This is a genomic window from Streptomyces sp. SAI-127, from assembly GCF_029894425.1.
In the GTDB taxonomy this organism is placed as follows: Bacteria; Actinomycetota; Actinomycetes; order Streptomycetales; family Streptomycetaceae; genus Streptomyces.
Genome location: NZ_JARXYJ010000001.1, coordinates 1,449,680 through 1,468,839 on the forward strand (window position 1 = coordinate 1,449,680; position 19,160 = coordinate 1,468,839).

Annotated in this window: 16 protein-coding genes and 1 pseudogene; 9 read left to right on the forward strand and 8 right to left on the reverse strand. The window is 71.7% G+C overall.

Features of this window, described 5'->3' with window-relative positions; genetic code table 11:
• Positions 1-21: 21 nt before the first annotated feature.
• Both M2157_RS06920 and M2157_RS06925 read right to left on the reverse strand, forming a co-directional pair.
• Entirely contained in the window at positions 22-615 is a 594-nt protein-coding gene (locus M2157_RS06920) for a hypothetical protein (RefSeq protein ID WP_280864746.1), read from the reverse strand.
• Between the two features lie 56 nt (positions 616-671).
• Complete coding sequence (locus tag M2157_RS06925) at positions 672-1,316, reverse strand: hypothetical protein (protein ID WP_280864747.1); 645 nt, start codon at positions 1,314-1,316, stop codon at positions 672-674.
• A gap of 141 nt (positions 1,317-1,457) precedes the next feature.
• Between M2157_RS06925 and M2157_RS06930 the strand changes: the two genes are divergently transcribed.
• From M2157_RS06930 to M2157_RS06945, 4 genes are all read left to right on the forward strand, one after another.
• Entirely contained in the window at positions 1,458-2,243 is a 786-nt protein-coding gene (locus M2157_RS06930) for an ABC transporter ATP-binding protein (protein WP_280860908.1), read from the forward strand.
• A 3-nt stretch (positions 2,244-2,246) separates the two neighbouring features.
• Entirely contained in the window at positions 2,247-3,557 is a 1,311-nt protein-coding gene (locus M2157_RS06935; RefSeq protein WP_280864748.1) for an ABC transporter permease, read from the forward strand.
• Between the two features lie 137 nt (positions 3,558-3,694).
• Positions 3,695-4,552: a MoxR family ATPase gene (locus M2157_RS06940; protein ID WP_266514782.1), complete on the forward strand. Its 858-nt coding sequence runs from the start codon at positions 3,695-3,697 to the stop codon at positions 4,550-4,552.
• A complete protein-coding gene (locus M2157_RS06945; RefSeq protein WP_280864749.1) occupies positions 4,549-5,895 on the forward strand; it encodes a VWA domain-containing protein in 1,347 nt (448 codons plus the stop codon). The genes M2157_RS06940 and M2157_RS06945 overlap by 4 nt, the downstream gene beginning before the upstream one ends.
• Before the next feature lie 861 nt (positions 5,896-6,756).
• Here M2157_RS06945 and M2157_RS06950 read toward each other — a convergent pair.
• Entirely contained in the window at positions 6,757-7,458 is a 702-nt protein-coding gene (locus M2157_RS06950) for an SDR family oxidoreductase (protein ID WP_280864750.1), read from the reverse strand.
• A 121-nt stretch (positions 7,459-7,579) separates the two neighbouring features.
• Between M2157_RS06950 and M2157_RS06955 the strand changes: the two genes are divergently transcribed.
• Positions 7,580-8,554, forward strand: coding sequence for an NAD(P)-dependent alcohol dehydrogenase (locus M2157_RS06955; protein ID WP_280860913.1), 975 nt, complete (start codon positions 7,580-7,582; stop codon positions 8,552-8,554).
• A 25-nt stretch (positions 8,555-8,579) separates the two neighbouring features.
• Here M2157_RS06955 and M2157_RS06960 read toward each other — a convergent pair whose 3' ends face one another.
• The 3 genes from M2157_RS06960 to M2157_RS06970 form a co-directional block, all read right to left on the reverse strand.
• Entirely contained in the window at positions 8,580-8,939 is a 360-nt protein-coding gene (locus M2157_RS06960; RefSeq protein ID WP_059204310.1) for a cupin domain-containing protein, read from the reverse strand.
• Between the two features lie 177 nt (positions 8,940-9,116).
• Positions 9,117-10,094, reverse strand: a complete 978-nt coding sequence (locus M2157_RS06965; protein ID WP_280864751.1) for a threo-3-hydroxy-L-aspartate ammonia-lyase — start codon at positions 10,092-10,094, stop codon at positions 9,117-9,119.
• Positions 10,091-10,744 (reverse strand): PAS domain-containing protein, encoded by a 654-nt coding sequence (locus M2157_RS06970; protein WP_280864752.1) that lies wholly within the window; start codon positions 10,742-10,744, stop codon positions 10,091-10,093. Before M2157_RS06970 ends, M2157_RS06965 begins: the two co-directional genes overlap by 4 nt.
• A 133-nt stretch (positions 10,745-10,877) precedes the next feature.
• Between M2157_RS06970 and M2157_RS06975 the strand changes: the two genes are divergently transcribed.
• The 4 genes and pseudogenes from M2157_RS06975 (at position 10,878) to M2157_RS06990 (ending at position 17,405) form a co-directional block, all read left to right on the forward strand.
• Positions 10,878-12,059: an MFS transporter gene (locus M2157_RS06975; protein ID WP_280864753.1), complete on the forward strand. Its 1,182-nt coding sequence runs from the start codon at positions 10,878-10,880 to the stop codon at positions 12,057-12,059.
• A gap of 17 nt (positions 12,060-12,076) precedes the next feature.
• A pseudogene (locus M2157_RS06980) lies at positions 12,077-13,835 on the forward strand (beta-galactosidase).
• Positions 13,835-16,219, forward strand: coding sequence for a beta-galactosidase (locus tag M2157_RS06985; RefSeq protein ID WP_280864754.1), 2,385 nt, complete (start codon positions 13,835-13,837; stop codon positions 16,217-16,219). The pseudogene M2157_RS06980 and the gene M2157_RS06985 overlap by 1 nt, the downstream one beginning before the upstream one ends.
• A gap of 118 nt (positions 16,220-16,337) precedes the next feature.
• Positions 16,338-17,405, forward strand: a complete 1,068-nt coding sequence (locus M2157_RS06990; RefSeq protein WP_280864755.1) for a LacI family DNA-binding transcriptional regulator — start codon at positions 16,338-16,340, stop codon at positions 17,403-17,405.
• Positions 17,406-17,438: 33 nt separating this feature from the next.
• Here M2157_RS06990 and M2157_RS06995 read toward each other — a convergent pair whose 3' ends face one another.
• Both M2157_RS06995 and M2157_RS07000 read right to left on the reverse strand, forming a co-directional pair.
• Positions 17,439-17,987, reverse strand: coding sequence for a phosphatase PAP2 family protein (locus tag M2157_RS06995; RefSeq protein ID WP_280864756.1), 549 nt, complete (start codon positions 17,985-17,987; stop codon positions 17,439-17,441).
• Positions 17,988-18,044: 57 nt separating this feature from the next.
• Positions 18,045-19,124: a YihY/virulence factor BrkB family protein gene (locus M2157_RS07000; protein ID WP_280864757.1), complete on the reverse strand. Its 1,080-nt coding sequence runs from the start codon at positions 19,122-19,124 to the stop codon at positions 18,045-18,047.
• Positions 19,125-19,160: the final 36 nt, after the last annotated feature.

Below are 19,160 nucleotides of genomic sequence, written 5' to 3' on the forward strand. Positions count from 1 at the left end.
TGCTGCACAGCCGGGGTGACGTCAGCAGTAGACGATCGGACACCCCCGCCGCAGCGAGTGCTGGGCGGCGCGCAGATACAGCGCCACGTAGAACGCCGCGTCCAGGTCCTCGCCCCACGGCCCGGGCCGGGCGTCCGCCACCCGTTTCGCCTCGCCGTCGAGGAACCACATGGTGAGGTCGAGGTTGTCGCAGGCTTCGGGTATCTCGTCGAGGGGCAGGCGCACGGCCTCGGCCAGCCGGCGCGCGAGGTCGAGGATCCGCGGGGCTCCGGCGATCACCGTGGTGTCCGAGTAGGCGGACTCGACGGGCAGTTCGACCTCCACGTCGAGCGACACCGGCACCAGTACCGACCAGTCGAGGAGGGCCTCCGGCTCGGAGGGCGCCAGATGCTCACGCGCCAGCCGCAGGAAACCGTCCATGGACGGCACCAATTTCTCCTCGAACTGCAGCCCCGACCCACGGACGAACTCCGTGTCCTCGGGCACGGACTCGTACGGCGGCAGCCCCCGGCGGCGCAGTTCCTCGTTCAGCCCCGCGGCGACGGCCCCCCGGCCCTCCTCCTCGTCCGCGTCGAACCACTCCCGCGCGCCCACGCTCACCAGATAGATCCCCATGTCCGGAAACGTACAGCGCCGCACTGACAACGCCGACCGCCGTCGGCGTCCGTGGGTCACGGTGCGGTCAGCAGAAGCGTCGGCAGGGTGTCCTCCAGGATCCGCTCGCGGGGCAGAGTGAGGCCGAAGTGCCCTTGGATGACCTCAAGGCAGGCCCGGTGCACGGCCCGGCGGTCCAGCTCGTCGTCGGGCAGTCCGGCAGCAGTGAGCCGTTCCTGGACGACGGCGGCCACCTCGGAGTCACCCTCGGGACTGCCCTGGGCCCAGCTGCCGTCGAGGTACAGGTTGAACGCGCACATCAGGTTCTCGTCGTGGCGGTAGGTGAAGCGCGGGGGCACCGGCCTGCCGTTCTCCTCCTCGTACTCCAGGTGGAAGACGTGCAGCCCGCCCCGGTCGACCGGTCGGCCGGCGGAGCCGAACTCGCCCTGCCAGCCGCCGTACTTGATGACGTAGGACCACTCGTCGAGCTCGCCGTGGCGCAGGGCGATGCCCTCGGAAACTCCTCCGTAGAGGCCTTCCAGCAGGTCCTGCACCTGACGGCCGGTCAACTCCCCTATGGGGCGGGGCCGGTACGGACCCCGGGCGGTCTCGGCGATCCTTCTCGCCAGCGATTCCGACTCGAGGTCGGGGGCGATCACCACGCTGTAGCCGCCGTAGGCGATGGACTGGGCCTCGGCGAGCCAGGCTGTTCCGTCGGTCATGGCGATCAACCCTGCCGTATCCGTGCGGGGGTGTCACTGAATACACCCCGGAAGACGGGTTCTGCGCCCCATGTGCCCCGGCCCGCGGCTCCGTAGCTTCTTGAGCAGGGCACACGGCGTGCCGGACAAAGGGGGACGACGATGTTTCGCACAGGCTCACGACGCAGGCAGGACACGGGACCCGCCGACGAGGCGCTGCGGCTGGTGAAGGTCAGCAGGACCTACGGCACCGACGACAGTGCCGTGACCGCCCTGGACGGGATCACGCTGAGCCTCGGCCGGGGCACCTTCACCGCGGTGATGGGGCCGTCCGGGTCCGGCAAGTCCACGCTGCTGCAGTGCGCGGCCGGTCTCGACCGGCCGGACAGCGGGATCGTGCGGGTGGACGGCACGGAGCTGACGGGCGGGGGCGAGGCGGAGCTGACGAGGTTCCGGCGTGGGCGGGTCGGATTCGTGTTCCAGCAGTACAACCTGCTGGAGACGCTGACGGTCGCGCAGAACACGGTGCTGCCGCTGAAGCTCGCGGGCCGGAAGGTCGACCGGAGGAGGGCGGAGGAGGTCCTCACCTCCGTCGGGCTCGGCGACCGCCTCGGCCATCGTCCCGACCAGCTCTCCGGCGGTCAGAAGCAGCGGGTCGCCATCGCCCGCGCTCTGGTCACGGACCCTCGGGTGATCTTCGCGGACGAGCCGACGGGCGCCCTGGACACCCGTAGTGCGCGGGACGTGCTGCGGCTGCTCCGGGAGGCGGTGCGGGTGCACGGCCGGACCGTGGTGATGGTGACCCACGACCCGGTCGCCGCCTCCTACGCCGACTCCGTGGTGTTCCTGGCGGACGGCCGGCTCGTGGGCCGGATGGACGCACCGACACCGGACGCGGTGGCCGAGCGCCTCGCGCACCTGGGCGACGACGTGACAGCGGAGGTGTGAGCGATGTTCATGCTGGCGATGCGGTCGATAGGGCAACGGCCCGGACGGTTCCTCGCGACACTGCTGGCCGCCTTCCTGGGCGCGGGGATCATCATGACGTTCAACTCGCTGTACGACACGGCGGGCCGGCCGGGCGTGGACCCGGTGAGCTCGGACACGCTGACCATGTCGGCGAGTGTCGTCGGCGGCTACGGCACCCTCCTGGTGTTCTTCGCCGTGGCCTCGACGCTGACGGTCAACGTCCGCCAGCGCGCGGGTGAGCTGGAGCTGCTGCGCTGCTCGGGGGCGACTCCGGGGCAGATCAGGCGGATGGTGGTGGGTGAGGCCGTGGCCGTCGCCCTGATCGGTGCGGTGCTGGCGATCGGTCCGGCGATGCTCGGCGGACAGGCCCTGCTGGAAGCCTTCCAGGACAGCGGGCAGGTCGCCGGCTCGGTCGACCACTCCTTCGGCCCCGTCGCGCTGCTGTCGGGTGTCGACATCACGCTCATCGCCGCGGCGGGCGCCGCCTTCCTCGCCGTACGGCGGGCCACGCGCACACGCCCACCGCGCGGCCGGGCGCGGACGTTCCTCGCGTACGCGGCTCTCGGCACCGGTGCCGTGTCGGTGACCTCCACCTTCGCCTTCTCGGCGACGGACGAGGCGCTCATGGCGACACCGGCGTACGGGGCGATCCTGCTGTCCGTGGGGTTCGCGCTGCTCGCGCCGCGGCTGCTGAAGGGTGTCCTGGACCGGTTGCCGCTGACCGGTCCGAGCGGCTGGCTGGCCGTGCGGAACCTGCGCCGGCGGGCGGACCACCTGTCCGGGATCCTGATGTCGCTGATCCTGTTCACGGCGGTGTCCGTCGCCACGCTGTACATGCAGGGTGTGGAGAGCGACGCCATGAGGGCCTCGGGCGCGGTCCGGACCGTCGACGCGAAGAACCTTCAGACGCTGAACCTCACGGTCGTCGGCATCATCGTGGTGTTCGTCTGCGTGATGCTGGTCAACTCGCTGTACGCGGCGACGACTTACCGCGGCCGGGAGTTCGGGCAGCAGCGCCTCGCCGGGGCGACCCCGGGGCAGGTGCTGGGCACGGTGGGCGTGGAAGGTCTGGTCCTCACGGCCGTCGGTCTGTGCTTCGGCACGGTGGCGGCGCTGGCCGGAATCATTCCGTTCACGGTCGTGCGCACCGACTCGGTACTGCCCCACCAGGGCCTCGGCATCTGGCTGGCGGTGGCGTCGATCGCGGCGGCCGCGACGATCGGGACAGGCCTGGTCACGGCCCGCAGGGTGCTGCGCACTCCGGCGGTGGAGGCGGTGGGCTCGGCAGCGTGAGGAGCACCGGTCGGGGGGCGTCACTTCGGTGACGCCCCCCTTCCTGCTGCGGCCTCTCGCACCACGTGACAGAACGGGTGAACAAGCGCTTAGATAGTTGGCGGACATTTGTTCGCGCCGCGCAGGAGGCCCCGTTGCTGTTCACATCCGTCGACGACGTCTCCGCACGCCTCGCCGAGACCGGCTACCTCGCCTCGCCCGCGGTCGCGACCACCGTCTTTCTCGCTGACCGCCTCGGCAAGCCGCTCCTGGTCGAGGGCCCCGCCGGGGTGGGCAAGACGGAGCTGGCCAAGGCCGTGGCCGAGGTCGCGCGGGCCCGGCTGGTCCGGTTGCAGTGCTACGAGGGTGTGGACGAGTCCCGGGCGTTGTACGAGTGGAACCACGCCAAGCAGCTCCTGCGGATCAGCGCGGGGCGCGACGAGACGTGGGACGAGGCGCGCACGGACATCTTCAGCGAGGAGTTCCTGCTCTCCCGGCCCCTGCTCACGGCGATCCGCGGCGACGAGCCCAAGGTGCTGCTGATCGACGAGACCGACAAGGCGGACGTCGAGGTCGAGGGCCTGCTGCTCGAGGTGCTCAGCGACTTCCAGGTCACGGTCCCCGAGCTGGGCACGATCACCGCGTCCCGCCGTCCCTTCGTCGTCCTCACCTCCAACGCCAGCCGCGAACTGTCGGAGGCCCTGCGCCGCCGCTGCCTGTTCCTGCACATCGGGTTCCCCGAGGAGGAGCTGGAGCGGCGGATCGTACGGCTGCGGGTGCCGGGCCTGGACGAGGCGCTGGCGAAGTCCGTGGTCCGGGTCGTGGGGGCGCTCAGGGCCATGGACCTGCGCAAGGTGCCCTCGGTCGCGGAGACCATCGACTGGGCGCGGACGCTGCTCGCGCTCGGCGCGGACCATCTCGACGAGACGGTCGTACGGGACAGTCTGGGTGTGCTGCTCAAGCACCAGGACGACATCCTCAAGGCGGGGGCCAAGCTCGACCTGGACGCGGTGTGAGCACCGCCGAGCGGCTCACCTCCCTGGTCGGCGCTCTGCGCGCGCACGGTGTCCGGATCGGGACCGGTGAGACCGTGGACGCGGCCCAGGCGGTCGAGGCGCTGGGCCTCGCGGACCGGGAGCGGCTGCGGGAGGGCCTGGCGGCGACGCTGCTGCACGGCACGGCCCAACGGCAGGTGTTCGACCCGGTCTTCGACCTGTACTTCCCGCGGGGCGTCGGCGCCCCCGAAGAGACCTCCGGGGACCCGGACGACCTGCGCGAGCGCCTCGCCAAGGCCCTCGCCGCGAACGACGAGACCCTGATGGCCCGGCTGGCGGTGGAGGCCGTGGACGGGTTCGGCGGATACGGCAACTCGCCCGCGTCGGACGGCTGGTCGTCGTACCAGACCCTCGACCGGCTGCGCCCGCAGACGCTGCTCGCGCGCGTCCGCGACGACGTCCGGGGGCAACAGGGCATGTCCGGGTTCACGGACCGGCTCCTTGAGGACGAGCTCCGGCGGCGCATCGAGGCGTTCCGCGCGCTGGTGGCGGCGGAGGCCCGGCGGCGGGTCGCCGAACGGCGGGGCAGGGACGAGATCGCGCGGCGGGCGGTGGCCCCGACGACGGACCGGGTCGACTTCCTGTTCGCCGGGAAGGACCGGCTGGCCGAACTGCGGCGCACGGTGCAGCCGTTGGCCCGCAAGCTCGCCACCCGGCTCGCGGCCCGTCGCCGCCGTGCCGCGCGGGGCAGTATCGATCTACGGCGGACTCTGCGCGGTTCGTTGTCCACGGGCGGGGTGCCGATGAAACCGGTACTGCGGCGACGCAGGCCGGCCCGGCCCGAACTGGTGCTGCTGTGCGATGTGTCGGGCTCGGTGTCGGGGTTCTCGGACTTCACGATGCTGCTGGTGCAGGCGCTGCACGACCAGTTCAGCAAGGTGCGGGTGTTCGCCTTCGTCAACCGGCTCGACGAGATCACCCGGCTCCTCGAACACGGCGCGGCCGACCCGGAGGGGCTCGGCGCCCGCATCCGGGCCGAGGCCACGCTGACGGGGTGGCACGGCAGCAGCGACTACGGCGTGGCGCTCGGCGAGTTCGCGTCGCTGTACCGGGATGCGCTGAGCCCGCGCACGACGGTGTTCGTGCTCGGTGACGCCCGCACCAACATGAGCGACCCGAACCTGCCCGCCGTACGGGAGATCACCGAACGGGCACGCCGTGTCTACTGGTTGAACCCGGAGGCGCGTGCGCAGTGGGGCACGGGCGACTCGGCCGCGTACGAGTACGCCGAGTCGGTGGAGATGCACGAGTGCCGCAATGCCCGCCAGCTCAGCGCGCTGGTGGGACGACTGCTGCCGATCTGACCCGGGGCCGGCGCCGGGAAGCTCACGGCCATGGCCGCCACCCGCGAGGCCCGGCTCACGATCGCCGGGTACCACGCACCGGGCGCGGAGTAGGTCCCGACGCCACCGACCGGCAACCCTCACCGGAGGTCCCGATGACCGCCACCGGACTCCGCGCAGGTCGCCCACACCGACGCCCGTACGATCGCCGCCCTGACCACTCGCGCCGGGGACGCGACCGCGGGCACGGCTCCCAGGTCACCCACACCGACACCCATGCCATCACCACCCAGGGCCGGCCGAGCCAGGGACCCGAACCCGAACGCGGGCGCGCGGGCGACACCTGTGCGCCAGGCGCGGAACAAGTCCCGGACCCACCGACCCGCGACCCTCACCCGCGGCCCCGATGACCACCGCCGAACTCCACGCAGGCTCACCCACACCGACACCCATGCCATCACCGCCCAGGGCCGGCCGAGCCAGGGACCCGAACCCGAACGCGGGCGCGCGGGCGACACCTGTGCGCCAGGCGCGGAACAAGTCCCGGACCCACCGACCCGCGACCCTCACCCGCGGCCCCGATGACCACCGCCGAACTCCACGCAGGCTCACCCACACCGACACCCATGCCATCACCGCCCAGGGCCGGCCGAGCCAGGGACCCGAACCCGAACGCGGGCGCGCGGGCGACACCTGTGCGCCAGGCGCGGAACAAGTCCCGGACCCACCGACCCGCGACCCTCACCCGCGGCCCCGATGACCACCGCCGAACTCCACGCAGGCTCACCCACACCGACACCCATGCCATCACCGCCCAGGGCCGGCCGAGCCGGGGGCCCGAGCCAGGACGTCCGGAAGACGGCGGGCCGATACGCGGTCGGTTCAGGCCGCCAACTGCGGGTACAGCGTGGCGAGGTCGGCGGCTAGTCCTGCCTTCACCTGTCGGGACAGGTCGTCGGCGAGCACCTCGTGGGCGCCGGACTCGATGCCGTCGAGGGCCTGTGCGGCCACGCTCTCGGGGGTGACCTTCGGGGCGTCGATCTTCGCGGTCATGTCGGTGTCGACGTACCCGACGTGCAGGCCGGTGACCCCGATGCCGCGCGGCCTCAGGTCCAGGCGCAGGGAGTTGGTCTGCGACCACAGGGCGGCCTTGGACGCGCTGTAGGAGCCGGCGATGCCGAGCCACGACAGCACCGAGTGGACGTTCAGGATGTGGCCGCCGCCGTTGCGCTCGATGACCGGGACGAAGGCCCGGGTGACGAGGAGCGGGCCGTAGAAGTTGGTCTCGAACTCGCGGCGGACGTCCTCGACGGGGGAGTCCAGGAAGCCGGCCTTCACGGACGCGCCCGCGTTGTTGATCAGCAGGGTGACGTCCTGGGCCTGTGCGGCGGCGGCCGCGACGGAGGCCGCGTCGCTCACCTCGAGCGCCAGCGGGACGGCGTCGGGGTGCGTGACGGTCCGCGGGTCGCGGGCGGTGGCGTACACCTTCTTCGCGCCGCGCTCGTACAGGGTCGTCACCAGGGCCCGGCCGATGCCGCGGCTGCCGCCGGTGACCAGGGCGACGGAACCTTCGATGGTGGTCATGCGAGTCTCCAGGAGCATCGGGAAACTGATCGGTTTACCTACGTCAGCAGAGTAGACCGATCGGTTTCCGATGGCAAGGCGAGGCCTCTTCCCTACGCTCCGAAACGACGGAGGGGGTCCCATGAAGGCAGTCGTCCAGGACCGGTACGGCTCGGCGGACACACTGGAGCTGAGGGAGGTCGAGCAGCCGGTGCCGGCCGCCGACGAGGTGCTCGTCCGGGTGCACGCGGCCTCGGTGAACGCCTACGACTGGCACTACCTGCGCGGCGACCCGAAGATCGCCCGGCTGGCGTTCGGACCGCGCGCGCCGAAGGTGCGGATCAGGGGCCGGGACTTCGCCGGCCGCGTCGAGGCGGTCGGTGACCGGGTCAAGGGGCTGCATCCGGGCGACGAGGTGTACGGCGAGGCGGACGGGACGTTCGCCGAGTTCGTGTGTGCCAAGGACAGCGAGACGGACCTCAAGCCCGCCGGCCTCTCCTTCGAGCAGGCGGCCGCGATGCCGCTGGCCGCCAACACCGCGCTCATCGGGCTGCGGGACGTGGCCGGGCTCCGGGCCGGGCAGTCCGTCCTGGTGAACGGCGCGTCGGGCGGCGTGGGCACCTTCGCCATACAGATCGCGAAGGCGTACGGCGCCGAGGTGACCGCTGTGTGCAGCGCGCGCAATGTCGAACTCGTCGGGTCGCTCGGGGCGGACCAGGTCGTCGACTACACCAGGGAGGACTTCGCCCGCGCCGGACGCCGCTACGACGTCGTACTGGACCTGGTGGGCAATCGTTCACTGGGCGATCTGCGGCGCGCGACGACTCCCGCCGGAACGGTCGTCCTGTCCGGCGGGGGCGTGTACGAGGGCGGCAGCCTCCTCGGCCCCGTGCGGCTCACGCTGCGGGGACTGCTCCTCTCCCCCTTCGTCCGGCAACGGGTGCTCCAACTCCCGGCGAAGGCACGCAAGGAGAACCTCGCGGCCCTGCGGGAACTCGCCGAGGCAGGGAAGATCGCCCCGGCCGTCGAGCGGACGTATCCGCTCGGCGAGGCGGCCGAGGCCATCCGGCATCTGGAGGTGGAGCACGCACGCGCGAAGATCGTCGTCACCGTGTGAGGTGACGGTACGGAGCGGGTGTGGCTCACTTGCCCTTGGCGTAGTCCTTCGCCATGCCGCCCGCGAAGTCGTAGACCACGCACTGCTCGTCGCCGACGACCCAGGCGTCGTGTCCGGGTGCCACCACGAAGATGTCGCCGGGGCCCAGTTCGCCCTCGCCACCGTCGTCCATGGCTATGCGCATGCGGCCCTGGACCACATAGCCGTTGTGGTGGACCTCGCAGCTCTTGGTGCCCGCGATGGGTGCCACGGACTCGGACCAGCGCCAGCCCGGTTCGAAGGTGCCCACGGCGAAGTCCAGTCCGCTCATGTGGACCGCTTCGAGGTGGCCCCGCGGGAAATCGCGGCGCTCGTCCGGCTTGTCGAGCGTCTTCACCTCAAACATGACGGCTCTCCCTTCCGGCCGTGTTTCGGTACGGCCGGGGCCGGTCTCCGTCTCCCGCCCTGCCTGGACGGCACCGGCGGTGGCCTGGCCCCACCACTCCATCGTCCGCCTGTCCGGTCCGGCCTGCCATTCGAGTGAGGACGCCCGCCCAGACCTGCCCGCCCAGACCCCGCCCCCTCAGCCCCCGCCCGCACAGAGCCGCGCGAAGCGCTCCGCGTCGACATTGCCGCCGGAGACGATCACACCGACCCGGTCCGGCAGGCCGCCCACCCGGCCGCCGAGCAGGGCGGCCAGCGGGGTCGCGCCGCTCGGCTCGACGACGATCTTCAGCCGCTCGAAGGCGAACCGCATGGCGTCGCGGATCTCGTCGTCGGAGACCAGCACGATCTCGTCGACCAGCCGCCGGTTCACCGAGAAGGTCAGCTCGCCCGGTGTGTGCAGGGCCTGCCCGTCGGCGATGGTCTTCGGTACCGGGATGCTGACGCGCCGCCCCGCCTCCAGGGACCGCTTGGTGTCGTCGCCGGCCTCCGGCTCCACGCCGACCATGCGGATACCCGGGTGCAGGCCCTTGGCGGCGGTCGCGCTGCCCGCCATCAGTCCGCCGCCTCCGACCGGCGTGACCAGCGCTCCCAACTCGCCCGTCTCCTCCAGGAGTTCGAGAGCGGCTGTGCCCTGTCCCGCCATCACGTGCGGGTGTTCGTACGGAGGGATGAGTGCCAGGCCCCGCTCGGCGGCCAGGGCCTCGGCAATGGCCTCGCGGTCGCCGGTGTAGCGGTCGTACGTGACGATCTCGGCGCCGTAGCCCTCGGTGGCCGCCCGCTTGGAGCGTGGGGCGTCCTCGGGCATGACGATCACCGCGGTGGTGCCGAGCTCACGGGCGGCCAGGGCGACGGCCTGGGCGTGGTTACCGGAGGAGAAGGCGGCGATGCCCCGGGCGAGCTGGTCCGAGGTCAGCCGGGAGGCCGCGTTGTAGGCGCCGCGGAACTTGAAGGCTCCGACCCGCTGGAAGTTCTCGCACTTGAGGAAGACCTCGGCGCCGACCAGCGCGTCGAGGGTCCGTGAGCGCAGCACCGGTGTGCGGTGTGCGACGCCTTTGAGCCGGGTGGCCGCGTCCTGGACGTCGTCCAGGGTGACCGGCGGGGTGGTGGTCGTCACGAGTGCCCTCCAGTGTTCGCCTGTTTCCGGGACTGGGAGAGGTAGCTGTAGGCGGAGGCGCGCGAGATCCCGAGCCGTCCTGCCACCTGCTCGATCGCCCGCCGGACCGCGAACACGCCCCGGTCGTCCAGGCTGCGGAACAGGTCCAGGCGCCCGGCACGGTCGAGCAGCGCCCACGACTGATGCCGGTGCGCGTCGAGCATGACGTCGACGACGGAGTCGATGTCGTCACCGAAGGTGGTGACGGGCGGCTCCTCGGGGGCCGTGCCGCTCCCGGCCAGGGCTCCCAGCAGGGCGTGGACCTCGCTCGCCGCGGTGACGTCGACATTGACGCACAGCGCGCCGAAGACCGCGCCCGATGAGTCCCGCAGCAGCATCGTCGACGACTTGACCAGCTTGCCGGCGTCGGTCCGGGTGACGTAGTTCAGCTCGTCGGCCGCCTCGTCGCCACGGGCGACCATCCGCATGCCGATCTCGCTCATCGCCCCGCCGACCCTGCGCCCGGTCACCGAGCCGGCGATGGCCACGACCGAGGTCTCCGGCCTGCGGTAGTCGTGCAGCACGACCTCGCACACCGGCCCGAAGGTCGCCGCGATCCCGTCGACGACCGATGTGAGTGCGGTGATGATCGCGTCCCGCTCGGCCTCCATCGCGTCCTCCCACCTCCGACAGTCCACCTAGACTAGCAGTCCAATCGCTGGACCGCCAGTCCAGCATCACCCCTCCTTCTCCATTTGTCCGTGGATCTTGACCGTCGGGATGTTACCGGTAACATCAACGTCCATGTCCTCCACACTGGCGCCCCCGCGCACTCCGGTCTTCAGCCCGGCCGCCGTGGTCGCCTCCTGCGTCGGGTTCGTGCTCATCGGCGCGCTCCAGGCGCTGTACGGCCCGGCGATCCCCGCGTTCCGCGAGGAGTTCGGGTTGTCTCCCTCGGGAGCGGGACTCGGTCTCAGCGCCCATTTCGTGGGCGGGGTCGCCGGTGTCCTGCTGTTCGACCGGCTCTTCGGCCGGATCGGCGACCGGCGGATCCTGGGCGCCTCGTACCTGCTGATGGCGCTCGGCGCGGCAGGCTTCGCGCTCGCGCCGAACTGGCCCACCGCCCTGACCGCCGCGCTGCTCGCCGGGCTCGGCTTCGGCGGCATCGACTACGGCCTGAACCAGCTGTTCGCGGTCGGCTTCGGCCACCGTTCCACCGCGATGCTGAACATCCTCAACGCGCACTTCGGCGTGGGCGCGATCCTCGGTCCGGCGCTGATCGGTGTGGTGGGTGCCGGGCACTATGCGGCGGTCTTCCTCGGCTTCGCGCTCGTCAACCTGCCGTTGCTGCTGTGCCTGAAGGGCGTACGGGACCGGGCGCCACAGCCGTCCGGCACGGCTCCCGAGTCCCCCGGCGCTCTCGGCCGCAGCCTGGCCTCGGTGCTCTCCGTGTTCGTCGCCCTGTACGTCCTGCACGTGGGCATCGAAGCGGGCGTCGGCGGCTGGGAGCCCACCCATCTGCAGACCGTGGGATACGGCGCCGGGGTGGCCGCGACCGCCACCTCCGTCTACTGGCTGATGATGACGGTGGGCCGCTTCCTGGTCGCCCCGATCGCGCTGCGGTTCTCGGCACAGGCCATCATCACCGTGTCCTGCGCGGGTATGACGGTCTGTCTTCTGCTGGCGTCCGTAGGGGAGTTGGCGCCGTACGCGTATGCCGGTGTCGGTCTGTTCATCGCGCCGATCTTCCCCACCGGTCTGCCCTGGCTGCACCGGGCCGCCCCCGGCGCCCGTCGCGCCGGCGCGCTGGTCATAGCCGCCTCGATGATCGGCGGTGTGGCGGCCGGCCCGGCGCTGGGCAAGGCCATCGAATGGTCCGGGATCCGGGCCGTTCCGCTTCTGCTGAGCGGTGTCTCCGCGCTGTGTCTCGCCGCCACGCTCTGGCTCATCCGCAGTACCCGGACCCACCCGCTGAACTCCCGCTGACTCGAAGGGTGCCCCGCATGCCCGCTCTGACGACGTCCTCCGACGGTTTCCTCCTGCACGGCGAGCCGTTCCGGATCATCTCCGGGGCCATGCACTACTTCCGGACCCATCCCGACCAGTGGGCCGACCGGCTGCGCAAGGCCCGTCTGATGGGCCTCAACACGATCGAGACGTATCTGCCGTGGAACCTCCACGAGCCCGAACCCGGCACCCTGGTCCTGGACGGCTTCCTCGATCTGCCCCGCTGGCTGCGCCTCGCCCAGGAGGAGGGTCTGCAGGTCCTGCTGCGCCCGGGGCCGTTCATCTGCGCCGAGTGGGACGACGGCGGTCTGCCCGCCTGGCTGCTCGCGGACCCCGGCATCCGGCTGCGCAGCAGCGACCCCCGTTTCACGGCGGCGTTCGACGGCTACCTCGACCGACTCCTGCCCGCCCTACGGCCGTTCATGGCCGCGCACGGCGGCCCGGTGATCGCCGTCCAGGTGGAGAACGAGTACGGGGCGTACGGCGACGACACCGCCTATCTCAAGCACGTCCAGCAGGCGCTAAGGGACCGCGGCGTCGAGGAACTGCTGTACACCTGCGACCAGGCCAACGCCGAGCACCTGGCGGCCGGCACCCTCCCGGGCACGCTCGCCACGGTCACCTTCGGCAGCCGGGTCGAGGAGAACCTGGCCGCGCTCCGCGCCCACCAGCCCCAAGGCCCGCTGATGTGCTCGGAGTTCTGGATCGGCTGGTTCGACCACTGGGGGCGGCCCGCACCACGTACGGTCGGCCGCCGACGCCGCGGCCGACCTGGACCGGCTGCTGGCGGCGGGGGCCTCGGTGAACATCTACATGTTCCACGGCGGCACCAACTTCGGCTTCACCAACGGAGCCAACCACAAACACGCCTACGAGCCCACCGTCACGTCCTACGACTACGACGCCCCGCTCACCGAGAGCGGTGACCCCGGCCCCAAGTACCACGCGTTCCGCGAGGTGATCGCCCGCCACACGGCCACACCCGACGAACACGCGCCCTCACCCGCCCCCAAACTCCCGCTCACCGACGTGCACTTGGATCACCGGGCGCCGCTGCTACCGTACGTCCGCGGGCTGTCGTCGACGAGCACCGAGGCCCCGGTGACGATGAACGAACTGGGTGTGCACACCGGTTACGTGCTCTACCGCACCACGCTTCCGGGCTCGGGCGACGGTCTGTTGCACTTCCCGGGCGGGGTCGGCGACCGCGCGCAGGTCTTCGTGGACGGCGCCTCCGTCGGCGTACTGGAGCGGGAACGGCACGACGAGACCCTGTCCGTGCGGGTGCCGCACACCGGTGCCGTCCTCGAAGTCCTCGTGGAGAACATGGGCGGCGTCAACTACGGGCCGCGCATCGGGGCACCCAAGGGGCTGCTCGGTCCGGTGTCCTTCCAGGGCGCGGAACTGCGCGGCTGGGAGTGCCGGGCCGTGCCCCTGGACCACCTGGCCGCCGTGCCGTTCGGCCCTTCCGAGGCGACCACGGACGCCGTACCCGCCTTCCACCGGGGCACCTTCGAGGTGGACACCCCGGCCGACACCTTCCTCGCCCTGCCCGGCTGGACCAAGGGCCAGGCCTGGGTCAACGGGTTCCATCTCGGCCGTTACTGGAACCGGGGTCCCCAGCACACCCTGTACGTCCCCGCGCCCGTCCTCCGCCCCGGCACCAACGAACTGGTCCTGCTGGAGCTGCACGCCACCACCGGCACGCGCGCCCAGCTCACCGACACGCCCGACCTCGGACCGGAGATCGACTGATGTCCCACCCTCACCACCTGCGCCTCCCCTCCCCCGCCGGGCCTCCGCTGACCGGGCACCTGCCCTTCGCGGACGCCTCGGGGGTGCCCGACCCGATCGAAGTGACCAGCCGTTGGCTCACCCGTGGCGGCCGGCCCTGGTTCCCGGTCTCCGGTGAGTTCCACTACTCCCGCTACCCCGCCGACGAGTGGGAGGAGGAGCTGCTGAAGATGAAGGCGGGCGGTGTCACCGCCGTCGCCAGTTACCTCATCTGGATCCACCACGAGGAGATCGAGGGCCGCGTCCGCTTCGACGGCGACCGTGACCTGCGCCGCTTCGCCGAGCTGTGCGCCCGCCACGACCTGGACTTCATCCCCCGCGTCGGCCCCTGGTCGCACGCGGAGGTCCGGAACGGCGGCCTGCCCGACTGGGTCCTGGCCCGCGACTGCGCACCCCGCACCGACGACCCGGTGTACCTGGACGCCGTACGCCCCTGGTTCGCGGCGATCGCCGAGCAGTTGAGCGGCCTCGACCGGGCCCACGGCGGCCCGATCGTGGCGATCCAGATCGAGAACGAGCTCTACGACCAGCCCGGCCACCTGCTGACGCTGAAGCGGATGGCCCAGGAGGCCGGCCTGAGCGCGCCCCTGTGGACCTCGACCGCGTGGGGCGGTGTCCGACTCCCGCCGGACGATCTGCTTCCGCTCTACGGCGGCTACACCGAGGCCTTCTGGACCGAGGCCGACGGCGGCTGGCCCGACACCTGCCGCAAGCACTTCTTCTTCACCCACCAGCGCGACGACGAGGGCATCGGATCCGACCTGCGCCCGGTCAGCGTGCGGGGCAGCGAGCCCGATGCCTTCGCGGACCGGTTCCCCTGGGCCACCTGCGAGTTGGGCGGCGGCATGGCGGTGTCGTACCACCGTCGGCCGTACGTCGACCCCGACGACATCGGCGCACTCGGCCTCACCAAGATCGGCTGCGGCTCGGTCTGGCAGGGCTTCTACATGTTCCACGGCGGCACGAACCCGCCGGGTGAGCTCAGCACCCTGCAGGAGTCGCACGCCACCGGCTATCCGAACGACCTGCCCGTCCTGACGTACGACTTCCAGGCACCGCTCGGTGAGTACGGCCAGTATCGGCGGACTTACCACGAACTCCGGCTCCAGCAACTGCTGTTGGCCGACTTCGGGCACCTGATCGCCCCCATGGAGTCGGCGCTGCCCGAGCGGCGGCCGGACGGGCAGTTCGACCGGGACACCCTGCGCTGGGCGGTGCGCGGTGACGGCGCCTCGGGCTTCCTGTTCGTCAACAACCACCAGCCGCACGAACAGCTCCCGGCGCACCCGGAGACCTCGTTCACGGTGGAATTCCCGTCCACCGGTGGCGAGTTGACCCTGCCCAGCGTTCCTGTCACGGTTCCGAGCGGCGCGTACTTCTGCTGGCCGCTGCGTCTCGACGTGGCCGGTCTGCGGCTGGAGTGGGCCACCGCCCAGCCGGTGTGCACGGTCGACGTCGACGGCCGTACCGTCCTGGTGCTGGCCGCGACGGAGGGCATCGCGCCCGAACTCGCCCTGGACACGGCCACGGTGTCGGCTCTGCACACGCCCACCGGTGACGTCACCCCGGTCGGCGACCGGCTGCTGGTGACCGGGCTGCGTCCCGGCACCGACGCCCTGGTGGAGGTGGACACCGACGACGGCGGGCGGGTCGGGCTGCTGGTGCTGGACGCCGCGACGGCCCGTACCGCCTACCGGGGCGAGGCTTGGGGTGCCGAGCGGCTGGTGCTGTGCGGTGACGGTGTGGTCTTCGACCGGGACGAGGTACGGCTGCACGGTTCGGGGGCGGCGACGTCGTTCGCCGTGCTGCCCGCACCCGGGCGGGCGCCCGTGGTGGACGGGGTGACGGCGGAGGCGGTCACGGACGGGGCGTTCACCCGTTACGCGGTTCCGAAGGCGCCGGCCGGCGAGGGCTCCGCGGTGGAGGTCACTCTGGTCCGGGCCGCCGGGACCGCCCCCGAGGCCGTCACCGGCGTCCAGGGCCGGGCGAGCGCGCCGGCCGACAAGCACTTCGACACCGTGGCCGCCGAGTACCGCGTCGAGGTGCCGGACGCGCTGCCGCCCGGGACGCTGCTGCGGCTGCACTGGGGCGGGGACGTGGGGCGGGCGTATGTGGGAGACACGCTCGTCGCCGACCAGTTCTGCTCGGGACTGGTATGGGACATCGGCCTGGACCGGCTGCCCGCCGACACCCTGCGGGCCGAGGGTCTGCGGCTGCGGGTGCTGCCCCTGCACTCCGGGGCGCCGGTGCATCTGCCGGAGCAGGCGCGTGGTGATCGGGGGACGGCCGCCATCACCCACGCCGAGTGGATCACCAGGCACACCTGGTCGGTCCGGGCGGGCTGATCCGCCCCGGAGCCCGATGCCGCCGCCGGATCCTCGGGACCGGCCCGCCTAAGCTGTGCTGCCGGGGCGGGCCGGGACCGCCGTACCACCGCCACCACACGTCGAGGAAACCGCCACCATGACCCCAAGCGCCGCCGAGGGAGCCGTCCCCAAGGGGCGCAGCCGACGCAACTTCGCCGGCTCGCGCCCGGTGATGGACGACGTGGCCCGGCTGGCCGGTGTCTCCAAGCAGACCGTCTCCCGTGTGCTCAACGAGCATCCGTCGGTCCGCCCCGAGACCCGCGAGGCGGTACTGACGGCGATGCGGACCCTCGGCTACCGGCCCAGCCGCAGCGCCCGGTCGCTGGCCAGCGGGCGGACCCGGATGCTCGGGGTCATCACCTTCGACGCGGCGCGCTACGGACCGTCCGCGATCCTGACCGCGATCAACACCGCCGCCCAGGAGGCCGGTTATCTGCTCAGCTCCATCGCCCTGGACACGGCCGAGCACGACACGGTCGTCGAGGCAGTCGACCGGCTCTCGGCCGAGGGCGCGGACGGTGTGATCGCCATCGCCCCGCAGCTGTGGGTGGGCCACGCCCTGGCGGACACCCGGTTCGACACCCCGCTGGTGGTGCTGGAGAACGGCTTCGACCCGGAGACCGAGCGGCTCACCGGCGACTCGCGCAAGGGCGCCCGCAAGGCCACCGAGCATCTGCTGGGGCTCGGCCACCCGACCGTCTGGCACATCGCGGGGCCGAGCGGCTGGACCTCCGCCGACCACCGGCTGGCGAGCTGGCGCTCCACGCTGGAGGCGGCCGGTGCGCGCATCCCCGAGCCGTTGTTCGGCGACTGGAGCGCCGACTCCGGCTACCACCTGGGGCGCCGGCTGGCCCGGCGTACGGACGTCACCGCGGTGTTCGTGTCCAACGACCAGATGGCCCTCGGAGTCCTGCACGCCTTCCACGAGGCGGGACGCTCGGTGCCGGGCGAGATCAGCGTGGTGGGCTACGACGACATCCCCGAGGCCGCGCATCTGCTGCCGCCGCTGACCACCGTGCGCACGGACTTCGCGGAGATCGGCACCCGGTCCCTGCGGCTTCTGCTGAGCCGGATCGACGACTCGGCACAACCGCCGCACCCCGAGTCACTCGTCCCCGTCGACCTCGTGGTCCGCGCGAGCAGCGGGGCGGCGCCGGGGCGCTGAGAGCCGTGCCCTGTCGGTCCGGGTCGGCCCGTCCTATGGCCAATGGCGCAGGAACAGGGCGACGGCATGGCGCGTGAGCCAGGCGCCGGCCAGGCCGATGGCGGCACCTGCGGCGACATCGCTGGGGTAGTGGGCGCCCGACTGCACCCGTTCCACGGCCACCAGAGCGGTCGGCACCGCGCACAGCGCGCCCGCGGCCGGCCAGGTGGGGGCGACGGCGGCGGTGAAGGCGACCGCGGCCGCCGTGTGCCCGGAGGGGAACGAGGACGAGTCGGGGCGGTCGGCGACCTCATCGTGCGGGATCCACTCCGTGGGCGGTCTGGGGCGCTCGGCCAGTTGCTTGCACAGGCCGTTCGACGCCAGTTGGGCGACCCCCATGGCCACCACTCCGGCGGCCGCCGCCCTGCGGCCCCGCCACCCGCCCCGCCATGCCATCGCGGCAGCGGCACCGCACCACAGCTTGCTGCTCTCCGCGGACTCCTCCACCGCCGACAGCGCCTTGGCCACGACCGGCGGGATCCGGCCGGCCGCCCGCTGCGTCAGAGTCCGATCGACCTCATGCATGTCCGTCGGCAACCTCATGTCCTGCGGTTGTCCCCAAGCTCCCCGAGATAGGCGGTCCGAGTCCGGTTCAGTCCGTCACCCGCTGCGCGCCGGTCCCGAGTCGTCGAGCCGGCGCAGGTCCTGCTCGTCCCACTTCCTGGTGTCACGGGGCTCCGTGTAGGGCTCCTTGTCGGGCGGAAGGCCGCCGGCGATCGCCCGCTGCCGGACGGTCTCGGCGTCGAACTCCAGGCCCAGAAGAATCGCCAGGTTGCTGATCCACAGCCAGATCAGGAAGACGATGACACCGGCCATGGTGCCGTAGGTCTTGTTGTACGAGGCGAAGTTGGCGACGTAGAACGCGAAGCCCGCGGACGCGAGCAGCCAGATGACCAGGGCGAGGAAGCTGCCCGGGGTGATCCACCTGAACCCCTTCACCTTGGCGTTCGGGGTGGCCCAGTACAGGAGCGCGATCATGATCGTGACCAGGACCACCAGGACGGGCCACTTGGCGATCGACCACACCGTCAGGGCGGTGTCGCCGATGCCGAGCGCCCCTCCCGCCTTGCGGGCCAGAGTGCCGGTGAAGACCACGATCAGGGCGCTGACGACGGCGAGCACCATCAGGACGACCGTCAGGCCGACCCGCACCGGAAGGATCTTCCAGATCGGGCGGCCCTCCGGCATGTCGTAGACCCGGTTGGCCGCGCGGATGAACGCGGCCACGTATCCGGATGCCGACCACACCGCCAGGACGATGCCGACGATCGCCATGACCGATCCGACGCCCGCGTTGTTCTGCAGCTGCTCGACGGCGCCGGTGATGATGTCGCGGGCGGATCCCGGAGTGAACTGCTTGAGGTTGTTCAGCACCGTGTCCGTGGCGGACTTGCCGGTCAGGCCGAGCATCGACACCAGGACCAGCAGGGCCGGGAAGAGCGACAGCAGGCCGTAGTACGTCAGCGCGGCGGCCCGGTCGGTCAGCTCGTCGTCCTTGAACTCCCGCAGGCTGCCGCGCAGCACGGCCCCCCACGCCGGCTTCGGCAGCTGCGAGGGCGTATCCGGCGCACGCCGCTCCACGTCGGGCCCGGGGCCCATCTCCTCAGCGCGCGGAACCTCGCGTTCCGGAGCCTCGTCGCTGGCGTGGTGCTCTTTGTGTCCAGGAATATGCAGCTTCATGCGGGCCGGGTACCCCCGGACGGCCACCCAATCAGG